The organism is Pseudomonas sp. MWU12-2037, assembly GCF_023242345.1.
GTDB classification, from domain to species: domain Bacteria; phylum Pseudomonadota; class Gammaproteobacteria; order Pseudomonadales; family Pseudomonadaceae; genus Aquipseudomonas; species Aquipseudomonas gingeri_D.
The window spans coordinates 454,180-467,106 of the sequence record NZ_JALLIZ010000002.1; the positions used below are offsets into that span (position 1 = coordinate 454,180).

A 12,927-nucleotide genomic window follows, 5' to 3' on the forward strand; every position below is an offset into this window, starting at 1 on the left:
GCAGCTACAGCGATCAGCTCAGGGCTTCAAGCACCTTGCTGGTGATCGATTCCACGGAACCGACACCGGCGATATGGCTGTACTTCGGCTTGCCCTGGGCGGCCGAGAGCTTCTGGTAGAAATCCACCAGCGGCTTGGTCTGGGAGTGGTAGACCGACAGGCGATGACGCACGGTTTCTTCGGTGTCGTCCTTGCGCTGGACCAGGTCGTCCCCGGTCAGGTCGTCCTTGCCTTCGACTTTCGGCGGGTTGTAGACGGTGTGGTAGACGCGCCCGGAAGCCTCGTGAACACGACGGCCGGCGATGCGCTGGACGATCTCTTCGTCATCGACGGCGATCTCGACCACGTAGTCCAGTTCGACACCGGCATCCACCAGGGCTTCCGCCTGGGGAATGGTGCGCGGGAAACCGTCGAACAGGAAACCCTTGGCGCAGTCGGCCTGGGCGATACGGTCCTTGACCAACGCGATGATCAGGTCGTCGGAGACCAGGCCGCCGGCGTCCATGATGCCCTTGGCCTTGAGGCCCAGCTCGGTGCCGGCCTTGACCGCGGCGCGCAGCATGTCGCCAGTGGAGATTTGCGGGATGCCGAATTTCTCGGTGATGAACTTAGCCTGAGTACCTTTACCGGCCCCGGGAGCTCCCAGCAGAATGACGCGCATCGATGTGCTCCTCAATTTTTTATTTAGAAACGCTCGGATTCGCCTCGTGGGGCCAATCTCAAAAATAGGGTCATGGCCGCAAAACGGCCAAAGGCTGATCAAGATACACAGCCGACCGGAGCCACACAAGCCGCCGAAAGTCGCAGTCACTCATGCCTGCACAAGCGGTGAAACCTGCTATGCCGGGTCGCCCCCGCCAATAAAGCGCCGCCACACAAAAACGACCGCCCCTGACTGGACGGTCGCTTTTGTCCCATCACATAGGGCAACTCTTCCCACACACCTTAGCCAGTATTGCGCAGCCCGGCGGCAATCCCCGCCACAGACACCAGCAAAGCCTGTTCCAGAGGGCTGTCCTGGGCCGTTTCCTTGCGCCGCGAACGAGCCAGCAGCTCGGCCTGCAACCGATGCAGCGGGTCCAGGTAGGTGTTGCGCAGACGAATGAACTCCAGGGTCTCAGGGCTATGGGCCAGCAGTTGCGACTGGCCGGTCAAACCCAGTACTACCGCGCACGCCTGCGACAATAGGTCGCGTAAGTGCACACCCAATGGCAGTAGTTCGGCATCCACCAGACGTTCGTCATAGGAGCGGGCGATATCGCTGTCGGCCTTGGCCAGGACCATTTCCAGCATGTCGATACGGGTGCGGAAAAACGGCCATTGCTCGCGCATCTGCGCCAGCAGCTCGCCTTCACCCCGTGCCAGTGCCTTGCGCAGCGCCGCTTCCCAGCCGAGCCAGGCGGGCAACATCAGGCGCGTCTGGGTCCAACCGAAAATCCACGGGATCGCCCGCAGGCTTTCGATCCCGCCGGCGCGACGCTTGGCCGGACGGCTACCCAACGGCAGGCGCCCAAGCTCCTGTTCCGGGGTGGATTGGCGGAAATACTCGACGAACTGCGGATTGTCGCGCACCTCGGCGCGGTAGGCACTGACACCGTCCGCGGCCAATTCATCCATCAATTTACGCCAGGCCGGTTGCGGCGGCGGCGGCGGCAGCAAGGTGGCTTCGAGCACGGCGGCCAGGTAGAGGTTGAGATTCTGTTCGGCGATGTCCGGCAGGCCGAACTTGAAACGAATCATTTCGCCCTGCTCGGTGGTGCGGAAACGCCCCGCCACCGAACCCGGCGGCTGCGACAGGATGGCCTCGTGGGCCGGACCGCCGCCACGGCCGACGGTGCCGCCACGACCATGGAACAACAGCAGTTCGACCTGCTGCTCGCGACAGATCTCCACCAGCCGTTCCTGGGCCCGATACTGCGCCCAGGCCGCCGCCGTGGTGCCGGCGTCCTTGGCCGAATCGGAGTAGCCGATCATCACTTCCTGCGGACCTTGCAGGCGCGCGCGATAGCCCGGCAGCAGCAACAGCCGCTCCATCACGGGACCGGCGTTATCCAGGTCGGCCAGGGTTTCGAACAACGGCACCACGCGCATCGGCCGCAGCACGCCGGACTCCTTGAGGAGCAACTGCACCGCCAGCACATCGGAGGCGGCACCGGCCATGGAGATGACGTAGGATCCGAGGGAGGCGGCCGGCGCCGCAGCGACTTCCCGGCAGGTCGCCAGCACTTCGGCGGTGTCCGCGGAAGGTTTGAAATAGGCCGGCAATAGCGGGCGGCGATTGGCCAGCTCGCGCATCAGGAAGGTCAGGCGATCTTCTTCATTCCAGTCTTCGTAACGGCCCAGCCCCAGATAGTCGGTGATCTCGGTCATGGCGGCGGCGTGACGGGAAGAGTCCTGGCGCACGTCCAGGCGCACCAGGAACAGGCCGAAGGTCACCGCCCGGCGCAGGCAATCGAGCAACGGGCCGTCGGCAATCACGCCCATGCCGCACTCGTGCAAGGACTGGTAGCAGAGTTGCAACGGTTCGAGCAGTTCGCGGTTGTTCTGCAGGACTTCGTCCGGTGCCGGTTGCGTCGTAGCGAGGGAGGCCTGGGCCCAATTGCGGGTAGCCCGCAGCCGCTCACGTAATTGTTTGAGCACGGCGCGGTAAGGTTCGGCGCTCTCACCGGCGCGGGCAAGCAGGGCCTCGCTGGCCTGCTGCATCGACAACTCGGCGGCCAACTGGTCGACATCACGCAGATAGAGGTCCGCCGCCATCCAGCGGGCCAGCAGCAGAACCTCACGGGTGACCTTGGCCGTCACATTGGGGTTACCATCACGGTCACCGCCCATCCAGGAAGCAAATCGAATCGGCGCGGCTTCCAGGGGCAGGTGCAGGCCGGTGGCCGCGAACAGCGCCCGGTCGGCTTTGCGCAGGTAGTGCGGAATGGCCTGCCAGAGGGAATGCTCGATCACCGCGAAGCCCCATTTGGCCTCGTCCACCGGGGTCGGCCGGGTCCGGCGGATTTCCTCGGTGTGCCAGGCTTCGGCGATCAGCCGTTGCAAGCGCTGGCGGATCTGCTCGCGTTCGGCAGCGGTGAGGTCGCGGTGGTCCTGCTCGGCCAATTGCGCGGCAATCGCATCGTATTTCTGGATCAGGGTCCGCCGCGCCACCTCGGTGGGGTGCGCGGTAAGCACCAGTTCGATCTCCAGGCGGCCCAGTTGCCGTGCCAGGGATTCGGCGCCATGGCCTTCGGCGAGCAGCCGCGCCAGCAACTCCGGCAGCACCCGAGACTCGAAAGGCGCTGGCTGCGACTCGTCGCGGCGGTGAATCAGCTGATATTGCTCGGCGATATTGGCCAGGTTGAGAAACTGGTTGAAGGCCCGGGCCACCGGCAGCAGCTCGTCGTCGCCAAGGCTGTCCAGGCTGGCACTGAGTTCGGCATTCGCCGAACCGCTGCGGTCGGCCTTGGCGCCCTTGCGGATACGCTCGATCTTGTCGAGGAATTCGTCACCGTGCTGGTCACGGATGGTATTGCCCAACAGTTCACCTAACAGGTGGACGTCTTCACGCAAACGTACATCAATATCGGACATCGACAGACTCTCCGGGGGACGCTGAGATGGCTCACAGGCTCAAGAGTGCACCAGCGCGGCGAACGCTTACAAGCCTGGCAAAAATCCCCACTGAACCTCGTCACATAGAACTAGTCTGATAATAAGCCTCACGAAGGCTTTATCGCCGGTACAGGCCGGTCACTCATCAATACCCGCTATCAACGGGTGCGAATTGAGGTCGATATGAAAATCCGCGAGCTTGCCCAGCACTGGGAAGAAAACGCCAAGGGTCGGTTGACCGATACCGGCTATGTCATTCATCTGGATGTGGAAGCTGCGGCGCGACTGGCGGCGGTGATCGACATGTACCCCAAACGGCGCCCGGAAGAACTGCTCGGCGAGTTGATCGGTGCGGCGCTGGAGGAACTGGAAGCCAGTTTCCCCTACATCAAGGGCTCACAGGTGGTGGCCACCGACGAAGAAGGTGACCCCCTTTATGAGGACGTCGGGCCGACACCGCGTTTTCTCTCGCTGTCGCGACGACATCTGCATGACCTGGCGTCCCAGGACAAACCGAAACATTAAAGCCTGACGCGATTCCCCTTGCGGATAGCACCCTGTTCCTTGAGGCGTCACTACGGCCAACACGGACCTGTAGGAGCAGGGCTTGCCCGCGAAGCTATTAGCGGCCTCAAGGGCCCTCTTCGCGGGCAAGCCCTGCTCCTACAGGTTCAGCGGTGTATTCAAAAAACCGTTCTCCCTCCTCCACTCCCTCCACCCGATACCCCCACACACCGCGAAAGTTCAGACTTTTCGTACTGACTACTCGGTCAGATTTTTTTCGAGCAATGGGCCATCTTTTCCTGAACTATTCAAAAAAGCCTTGGGTCACACCCAGTAGCCATCACCGGAGCAGTTGCAGTTAAAACGCTCCCGGACCCCCTACCGGACACGGCGCGACAAGCTCCCGGAACCGTGATGGACGATGACGTCATTCAGGAGCTATCCAATGGAGTTGAAGATCATGAAGACCCACACTGTCCAATCGTCGTTTACCCCCCTGCGCGGACTGAAACTGGCCGCGCTGGTACTCGGCGGCAGCCTGCTTCTGGCCGGTTGCGCCGGTAACCCGCCGACCGAGCAGTACGCCGTGACCCAATCGGCGGTCAATAGCGCCGTCAGTGCCGGCGGCACCGAATACGCAGCGGTGGAAATGAAGTCGGCCCAGGACAAGCTCAAACAAGCTGAAATGGCCATGCACGATAAAAAGTATGACGAAGCCCGTCGCCTGTCCGAACAGGCTGAATGGGATGCCCGCGTCGCCGAACGCAAGGCCCAGGCCGCCAAGGCCGAGCTGGCCGTGAAGGACTCACAGAAAGGTGTTCAGGAACTGCGCCAGGAAAGCCAGCGCTCCGTGCAACCGGTGCAGTAAGCATCGGCCCCGCTTGACGCCTGCTTTCCCTGAAGCTTGAACCCTAAAAAGGATGAACCATTATGCGTAAACAATTGATGATCCCCGCCCTCCTGGCCCTCAGTGTCGGCCTGGCCGCCTGCTCGTCGCAGCCCAATGCCAACCTGGAGCAAGCCCGTACCAACTTCTCCGGCCTGCAAGCCAACCCGCAAGCAAGCAAGGTCGCCGCCCTGGAAACCAAGGACGCCAGCGACTACCTGGACAAGACCAACAAGGCCTACCAGGACCATGAAAAGGTCGAAACCGTCGACCAGCTGGCTTACCTGACCAACCAGCGGGTTGAAGTGGCGAAGCAGACCATCGCCCTGCGCACCGCCGAAGCCAACCTGAAAAACGCCGCCGCCCAGCGTGCCCAGGCCCGCCTGGACGCCCGTGACCAGCAGATCAAACAGTTGCAGGAAAGCCTCAACGCCAAGCAGACCGAGCGGGGCACCCTGGTGACCTTTGGTGACGTGCTGTTCGCCACCAACAAGGCCGACCTGAAATCCTCCGGCCTGGTCAACATCAACAAACTGGCGCAGTTCCTCCAGGAAAACCCTGATCGCAAGGTGATCATCGAAGGCTACACCGACAGCACCGGCGGTTCGGGTTACAACCAGAGCCTGTCCGAGCGCCGCGCCACCTCGGTGCAAGTGGCACTGATCAAGATGGGCATCGACCCGTCGCGTATCGTGACCCAGGGTTATGGCCAGGAATACCCGGTAGCGGATAACGGCAGCGTTTCCGGCCGCGCCATGAACCGTCGCGTGGAAGTGACCATTTCCAACGACAACCAACCCGTGGCCCCGCGTTCGTCCATCAGCAGCGCCAACTGACAGGTTAAAAAAAACCGCCTGATTCAATCAGGCGGTTTTTTCACGTCCGGCCTCTGGAAAAACCTACTGCACCAGCGTCGGCGTTTCCTGCCCCATGCAGCGCACCGCCTGCTTCTGGCTGTTCACCAGTACGCCGGTCAAGCCCTTCTGTTCGGTGTCGAACAGCACCAGCACCCCGTCAATGCACTGCGCGGTTTGCGCCGCCGGTTCCAGCGAGATCTTGTAATCCTCCCCGGGCACCGTCTTGAGCATGGTGAACTCGTTCAGCAGCAGCGCATCCTCCGGTTTGGCGAAATGCAGGTAACCGTAGTACCACAGGCACGCGACCGTACCGATGATGCTGCAGATACCGGTGAGGATCAGGGGAATGGCGTTACGTTCTTCAGTCATTGCGGACTCTCTGGTTCAACATTCGAATTCGGGACAGGCGGATAATTCGGGATCTCGCCCAGGCGGCGCAGGCCGTTGAAGTGCTGCGGGTCGTCGAGGTAACGCAGCATCACCAGGCGCCAGGTCGGGTCGCCGAAGGTCTGCACATGGCCGCCACGGGTCAATTGCAGCACCCGCGGCGGTGGCGCCGCCTGATACAGCTGGATGCCATTGACCAGCGGCACGACCGGGTCGTCGAGGCTGTGGAAAATCAGTTTCGGCACCCCGGTCAGGCGCGGCATGGCCTTGATCGCGCTGTCGCCATCGGGCACCAGCCAGGACAAGGGGATTTGCAGGGGCCAGGTCAGCCAGGACGACGCAAGGGCATCACGCCCCACCGAACGGTAGCTGGCCGGCGCGCCATCAAGTACCAGGGCCTTGAGCCGCGACTGGTATTCGGGATGGCGCTCCACCAGGTAATGCACCACCAGCGACCCGCCCAGGCTCTGCCCCAGGACCACCAGGGGTTTGCCCTGGACTTCCGGGGCCTTTTGCAGCCAGTCGAACGCCGCATCGATATCCTGGTAGACCGCCGGCAGGCTCGGTTCGCCTTCGGACACGCCATAACCGCGATAATCGAGCATCAATACCTGGTAACCCTGCTCCGGCAACCACCAACTGCCGCCCAGATGCCCGGACAGATTGCCGCCGTTGCCATGCAAATGCAGCACCGTGCCCTTGACCGCCACGCCGGCCTTGACCGGCAGCCACCAGGCGCGCAAGCGCACGCCGTCGGCGGTGGTCAGGGTGACATCGCGGTATTCGAGGTGCGCTTTAGCGGGAGTGAACGGCAGGCCGCGATCGGGGTAGAACAGCAGGGAGCTACAACCGCCCAGGGTCAGCAGCAGGCAGAGCATGCCGAGGATTCTCATCCGTTTGAAGCCTCGCTAGATAAGGAGAAATGTCGCCAACCCTCACCTGTAGGAGCGAGCTTGCTCGCGATGGAGGCACAGGCACCTCGGGGCACCAGATGCCCCGCGTTATCGTTGACGACCATCGCGAGCAAGCTCGCTCCTACAGGGTCGGCGGTCAGAGGATATTAGAGTAATCCGCCTCGATCCGATCCAGGCTCAAGTGGTTCAGGAAGTTGCTGAAACACATCCAGGCCGACAGCGCATTCATGTCGCGGAACTGTTCCGGCAGGTACTTGGGTGGCACCACCAGGCCCTCATCCACCAATTGGCGCAGCGTACGCATATCCTCCAACGTGGTCTTGCCGCAAAACAGCAGCGGCACCTGCTCAAGCTTGCCCTTACGCACGGCCAACTGAATATAGTTGTAAACCATGATAAAGCCTTTGAGGTAGGACAAGTCTTTGGTAAATGGCAGCCCCGTCGGTGTCGAGCCACGGAAGATCCGACTGGCATTGCCATAGCTTTCCGCCATTTCGAAACCCTGCTCGCGGAAGAACTCGAACACCTGGAGGAAATCCGCGCCCTGCTCCACCATGTCGATGGCCCGGGTACGGTTGGTCAGCTTGCGCAGGCGGGTCGGATAGGAAGCGAAGGCAATCACCTCCATCAGAATCGCCAGGCCTTCCTGGGTCACGGTCGACGACGGTGGGCCCTTGGACAGGAAGGTGCAGATCGGCTGGTTCAAGCCGTTCAGGGTGGTGCCGACATGCACCAGGCCTTCATGCACCTCCAGCGCCCGCACATCCCGCGAATTGAACATCGCATCGGCGCGGATCTTGATGTAGTCGGCACCCGCCGCCGCGTCGGCGACGATGCCGTCGGACTCGAACACCCGGATGGTTTCCTCCGCCTCGCCGAACACCTTGTTCAGGCGACTTTGCAGCATATCGACCGCCTCCTTGGCGGTCAGGGTCTTGGGCTCGTCCTTGAGATCACCACGGCCGTCGATATTGTTCAGGTAATCGGAGAGCATCAAGCCGAGGTCGGCCAGGGTCGGATCACCGGCGTGGAACGCATCCGACGCGGCGCCGTACAACTCCTGGGAGATCAGGCCGAAATCCGCGGTGCCACGGGCTTCGAGCATCCGCACCACCTGCCGGTACTCGCGGCACATGCGGCGCATGATCTGCCCGACCGGGTTGAACTGGCCGAGTCGCCGGGTGACATCCCGCTCGATGTTCTGGAACTCCAGCTTCACCGCGCCGGAGTCGAACGACAGCGGCCGCGAGGCATAATAGTCGCGATCCACCGCCGGCATTTCCTTGCCCTTGCCCTTGAGAAACCCCTTGCGGATGTTCTCGTCCCACTTCACCGCGTCGAGCACGCGAATCGGCGTCTGCGCCAGCACAATGCGATCAGAGAGGCTGCGTATCGTCTGCTGGTAATCGTCCAAGGGTGACTCCTGAAGGTGATACCGGTGAATAGCCATGCACAGAGCCTAGACCGAGGCCAGCACCAAGTGCATGTAGCGCGAGAGGATCCCCAGCATGTCCTGTTCGGACTGGACCTCGGCGTCGTTGAGCAGGCCCTGATATTCCATCCGTCCGATAATCGCCGTCAACACCTTGGCATCCTGCTGTGGCTCTTTGGCTCCCAGTACCTGGACAAACTGGTAGGCGCCCTGTAGGAGAATCTGCTGGTGTGAGCGCACCAACACCGCCAGGCGTGGATTGAGCAGCGCTTCCTGACGAAACGCCTGCTCAGCCATCAGGTGCTCGCGACGGTTGTGCAGTTGCCGCTGGATGTAGTCGACAATCATGTGGGCGATGTCGTCGGCCACTTGCGCCCGCGAGGCCGCACTGCCGTCACCGTAGGCGACCATTTCCCGCAATATGCCTTCGGTGTTTCCCCACAGCTTGGCCATGAAGGCCGCGCTGCGCTCGACATACTGGGCGAAGGTATCGGTGAGCAGGTCATCGATATCCTTGAAGTAATAGGTAGTGGCCGACAGCGGCACATCGGCCTCGGCGGCCACCGCGCGGTGCCGCACCCCACGCACACCGTCGCGCACGACAATGCGCATGGCGGCGTCAAGAATCGCCTGTCGTCGTTGCTCGCTTCCCTGTCGACTGGCCTTGCGCCCTTGATACTGAACGCTCTCAGCCACCGCCGTAGCGACGCCAGCTGCTCCCTTTTGCGCCATTGCACGCTCCACTACCGGTCTTCCTCTCTTGTAATAATCTGAAACATCAGTACCAATAGACAATAAAAAAGCCGCCTTGTGAGGGCGGCTTTTTCAACAGCAATTTTATGCTTGCGGCCGCATGTGCGGGAACAGGATCACATCGCGAATCGACGGTGCGTTGGTGAGCAACATCACCAGGCGGTCGATACCGATGCCCTCGCCCGCCGTCGGCGGCATGCCGTACTCCAGCGCCCGTACGAAGTCGGCGTCGTAGTGCATGGCTTCGTCGTCGCCGGCGTCCTTCTCGGCCACCTGGGCCTGGAAGCGCTCGGCCTGGTCTTCCGCGTCGTTCAACTCGGAATAGGCGTTGGCGATTTCACGACCACCGATAAACAGCTCGAAACGGTCGGTGACGTTCGGGTTCTCGTCATTGCGGCGAGCCAGCGGCGAGACTTCGAACGGGTACTCGGTAATAAAGTGCGGCTGTTCCAGCTTGTGCTCGACCAGCTCTTCGAAAATCATCACCTGCAGCTTGCCCAGGCCTTCGAAGCCGAGCACCTTGGCGCCGGCCTTCTTGGCGATCGCGCGGGCCTTGTCGACGTCCTGCAGGTCGGCGGCGGTCAGCTCAGGGTTGTACTTGAGGATCGAGTCAAACACCGACAGGCGCACGAACGGCTCGCCGAAGTGGAAGACCTTGTCGCCGTAGGGCACGTCGGTGCTGCCCAGAACGGCCTGGGCCAGTTCACGGAACAACTCTTCGGTCAGGTCCATGTTGTCTTCGTAGTCGGCGTACGCCTGGTAGAACTCCAACATGGTGAACTCAGGGTTGTGCCGGGTCGACACGCCTTCGTTACGGAAGTTGCGGTTGATCTCGAACACCCGCTCGAAGCCACCGACCACCAGGCGCTTGAGGTACAGCTCCGGCGCGATGCGCAGGTACATGCCCATGTCCAGCGCGTTGTGGTGGGTTTCGAACGGCTTGGCCGCGGCACCACCGGGGATGGTCTGCAGCATCGGCGTTTCCACTTCCATGAAATCGCGCTGCATCATGAAGTTGCGGATATGGGCGATGACCTGAGAACGCACGCGGAAGGTCTGGCGCACTTCTTCGTTGACGATCAGGTCGACGTAGCGCTGGCGATAGCGGGTTTCGGTATCGGTCAGGCCGTGGTGCTTGTCCGGCAGCGGGCGCAGCGACTTGGTCAGCAGGCGCACGTCGGTCATTTCAACGTACAGGTCGCCCTTGCCGGAGCGGGCCAGGGTGCCAACGGCGGCAATGATGTCGCCCAGGTCCCAGGTTTTAACCGCGGCCAGGGTCTCTTCCGACAGGGTCTTGCGGTTGACGTAGACCTGGATGCGCCCGGACATGTCCTGGATCACCATGAACGAGCCACGGTTGAGCATGATGCGACCGGCAACCTTGACCGGGATCGCCGCCTCAGCCAGCTCTTCCTTGGTCTTGTCGGCGTACTGTTTCTGCAAGTCTTCGCAGTAGGCGTCGCGACGGAAGTCGTTGGGGAAGGCCTGACCCTTGGCGCGCTCGGCAGCCAGCTTTTCCTTGCGCAGGGCGATCAGGGTGTTTTCTTCCTGTTGCAGGGCTTGCGGGTCGAGTTGTAGGTCGCTCATGTCTTTAGATTTTCCATCACAGGTTCGTTGCCCCCGGCCTTCGGCAGGGGTTCACGGCAGGCGGCGCGCCTTGGTGCGCGCCGTCGCCGCAGTGCCTTAAAGCCCTTGCTTGAGGCTGGCTTCCAGGTATTCGTCGATATCGCCGTCCAGCACCTTGTCGCAGTCGCTGCGTTCGATGTTGGTGCGCAGATCCTTGATCCGCGAGGCGTCGAGTACGTAGGAGCGGATCTGGTGACCCCAGCCGATATCCGACTTGGTGTCTTCCAGGGCCTGGGAAGCGGCGTTGCGCTTCTGCACTTCCTGTTCGTACAAGCGCGCCCGCAACATTTTCATCGCGGTGTCTTTGTTCGCGTGCTGGGAACGTTCGTTCTGGCAGCTGACCACGGTGTTGGACGGTACGTGGGTGATCCGTACGGCCGAGTCGGTGGTGTTGACGTGCTGACCACCGGCACCGGAGGAACGATAGGTGTCGATCCGCAGGTCTGCCGGGTTGATTTCGATTTCGATGTTGTCATCGATTTCCGGGGAGACGAACACCGCCGAGAACGAGGTGTGACGACGGTTGCCGGAGTCGAACGGGCTCTTGCGCACCAGGCGGTGCACGCCGATCTCGGTGCGCAGCCAACCGAAGGCGTATTCGCCCTTGATATGCACGGTGGCGCCCTTGATCCCGGCGACTTCGCCGGCGGACAGTTCCATGATGGTGGCGTCGAAACCGCGTTTGTCGGCCCAGCGCAGGTACATGCGCAGCAGGATATTGGCCCAGTCCTGGGCTTCGGTGCCGCCGGAACCGGCCTGGATATCCAGGTAGGCGTTGTTCGGGTCCATTTCGCCGCTGAACATCCGGCGGAATTCGAGTTTCTCTAGGGCGGCGCGCAGGCGTTCGACTTCAGCGGCGACGTCGTCGACGGCCCCCTGGTCTTCTTCGGCGGCGGCCATTTCCAGCAGGTCGCGGGCATCGCTCAGGCCGCTGGACATGTCGTCCAGGGTCTCGACGATCAGCGCCAGCGCGGAACGCTCGCGGCCGAGGTTCTGGGCGTATTCGGGGTTGTTCCAGACAGCCGGATCTTCAAGCTCGCGATTGACTTCAGTCAGGCGCTCATGCTTTTGATCGTAGTCAAAGATACCCCCGAATGGTTTCGGAGCGCTCGGACAGGTCCTTGATACTGTTAAGGATCGGGTTGATTTCCATGGCGGGCAGCACTCGTCGGTGAACTTTTGAAAGCCGACGAGTATAACCGAGTTGCACGCGTCCCGGCAGCCCGCTTGGCGGGGTGAAGGCACAAAGTCATGATCCGCTGGCAAAGATCACCGATCACGCCAACCTTTCAACGTACCTAACATGTAGGTCTTTTCTATTTTTTAACCTTTCTATTCAAACGCACCATCCCAGACAAGCAGAATATCCCCCTTGGCGCTTGAGCCTGTATCCCGCAAAAACGTCGACGCTCAGCGTTATCACTGCGAGGTCAAGGTCAGCCTGGCGCGCTTCGGCACGCTCATTCACTACAGCGGTGTCTTGAACCTTGTCGAGCCGACCACCCCCTCCCCCCCCTGACGGAAAATCCATGACGTACCTGTTCTCAAAAAAACTCGCCCCCGCCTGGATGTCCTGGGTCCTGCGCATCGCGGCCCTCTACAACCTGCTCTATGCCGTACTGCTGGCCGTCTGGCCCGCTGAGGTATTTGCCTGGTTGCAGATGCCGACCACGCCGGACGTGATGGTTCGCTGCATCGGCATGATGGTCGGCGTGTATGCGCTGGGCTACTGGATTGCCGCGCAGGATGTGGTTCGTTACTGGCCGCTGGTGGCCGTCGGGCTGGTGGGCAAGACGCTGGGCCCCATCGGCTTTGTGCAGTCGGCCATGAGCGGCATCCTGCCCTGGCACAGCGGGATCATGCTGCTGTGCAACGATCTGGTCTGGTGGCTGCCGTTCTGGATCATCACTTTGTACGGCTGGAAACGCTCTAACCGGGGGTGAAGGCGGCACGCTGAACAGGTGTCACTGA

At 61.7% G+C, this 12,927-nt stretch carries 12 protein-coding genes and 1 pseudogene; 4 read left to right on the forward strand and 9 right to left on the reverse strand.

The window, feature by feature from the left end; translation table 11 throughout:
• Positions 1–13: 13 nt before the first annotated feature.
• Together adk and ppc are read right to left on the reverse strand one after the other, a co-directional pair.
• The gene (gene adk / locus M5B42_RS05320; RefSeq protein WP_100942394.1) at positions 14–661 is read right to left on the reverse strand and encodes an adenylate kinase; all 648 of its coding nucleotides are present in this window, start codon (positions 659–661) and stop codon (positions 14–16) included.
• Positions 662–945: 284 nt separating this feature from the next.
• Positions 946–3,576 carry a phosphoenolpyruvate carboxylase gene (gene ppc / locus M5B42_RS05325; RefSeq protein WP_103497415.1) on the reverse strand — a complete coding sequence of 877 codons (2,631 nt, stop codon included), beginning with the start codon at positions 3,574–3,576 and terminating at the stop codon, positions 946–948.
• A 204-nt stretch (positions 3,577–3,780) separates the two neighbouring features.
• Here ppc and M5B42_RS05330 point away from each other — a divergent pair, with 204 nt between their 5' ends.
• The 3 genes from M5B42_RS05330 (at position 3,781) to M5B42_RS05340 (ending at position 5,823) form a co-directional block, all read left to right on the forward strand.
• On the forward strand, positions 3,781–4,122 hold the full coding sequence (locus M5B42_RS05330; RefSeq protein ID WP_248745198.1) for a pilin assembly protein: 342 nt from the start codon (positions 3,781–3,783) through the stop codon (positions 4,120–4,122).
• A gap of 424 nt (positions 4,123–4,546) precedes the next feature.
• A complete protein-coding gene (locus M5B42_RS05335) occupies positions 4,547–4,969 on the forward strand; it encodes a DUF4398 domain-containing protein (RefSeq protein ID WP_152740206.1) in 423 nt (140 codons plus the stop codon).
• Between the two features lie 62 nt (positions 4,970–5,031).
• On the forward strand, positions 5,032–5,823 hold the full coding sequence (locus M5B42_RS05340; RefSeq protein ID WP_248745199.1) for an OmpA family protein: 792 nt from the start codon (positions 5,032–5,034) through the stop codon (positions 5,821–5,823).
• Positions 5,824–5,886: 63 nt separating this feature from the next.
• On the opposite strand, the gene M5B42_RS05345 is transcribed toward M5B42_RS05340, so the two are convergent.
• From M5B42_RS05345 to prfB, 7 genes and pseudogenes are all read right to left on the reverse strand, one after another.
• A complete protein-coding gene (locus M5B42_RS05345; RefSeq protein WP_103497418.1) occupies positions 5,887–6,213 on the reverse strand; it encodes a hypothetical protein in 327 nt (108 codons plus the stop codon).
• On the reverse strand, positions 6,210–7,124 hold the full coding sequence (locus M5B42_RS05350; RefSeq protein WP_248745200.1) for an alpha/beta hydrolase: 915 nt from the start codon (positions 7,122–7,124) through the stop codon (positions 6,210–6,212). Before M5B42_RS05350 ends, M5B42_RS05345 begins: the two co-directional genes overlap by 4 nt.
• A 47-nt stretch (positions 7,125–7,171) precedes the next feature.
• Positions 7,172–7,249 (reverse strand): annotated as a pseudogene (locus M5B42_RS32175) (outer membrane lipoprotein carrier protein LolA); the annotation flags it as partial.
• A gap of 32 nt (positions 7,250–7,281) precedes the next feature.
• Positions 7,282–8,595 carry a flavohemoglobin expression-modulating QEGLA motif protein gene (locus tag M5B42_RS05355; protein WP_178129899.1) on the reverse strand — a complete coding sequence of 438 codons (1,314 nt, stop codon included), beginning with the start codon at positions 8,593–8,595 and terminating at the stop codon, positions 7,282–7,284.
• A gap of 9 nt (positions 8,596–8,604) precedes the next feature.
• Complete coding sequence (locus tag M5B42_RS05360) at positions 8,605–9,309, reverse strand: TetR family transcriptional regulator (RefSeq protein WP_248745201.1); 705 nt, start codon at positions 9,307–9,309, stop codon at positions 8,605–8,607.
• 105 nt (positions 9,310–9,414) lie between these two features.
• Positions 9,415–10,917: a lysine--tRNA ligase gene (lysS, locus tag M5B42_RS05365; protein ID WP_103498377.1), complete on the reverse strand. Its 1,503-nt coding sequence runs from the start codon at positions 10,915–10,917 to the stop codon at positions 9,415–9,417.
• A gap of 96 nt (positions 10,918–11,013) precedes the next feature.
• Positions 11,014–12,109 (reverse strand): peptide chain release factor 2 gene (prfB, locus tag M5B42_RS05370; protein WP_103498378.1). Its coding sequence is split into 2 segments (ribosomal slippage): positions 11,014–12,036 and positions 12,038–12,109, totalling 1,095 coding nucleotides; the frame shifts between segments, so codons are not numbered across the junction.
• Positions 12,110–12,485: 376 nt separating this feature from the next.
• Between prfB and M5B42_RS05375 the strand changes: the two genes are divergently transcribed.
• Positions 12,486–12,899, forward strand: a complete 414-nt coding sequence (locus tag M5B42_RS05375) for a hypothetical protein (RefSeq protein ID WP_248745202.1) — start codon at positions 12,486–12,488, stop codon at positions 12,897–12,899.
• Positions 12,900–12,927 lie beyond the last annotated feature (28 nt).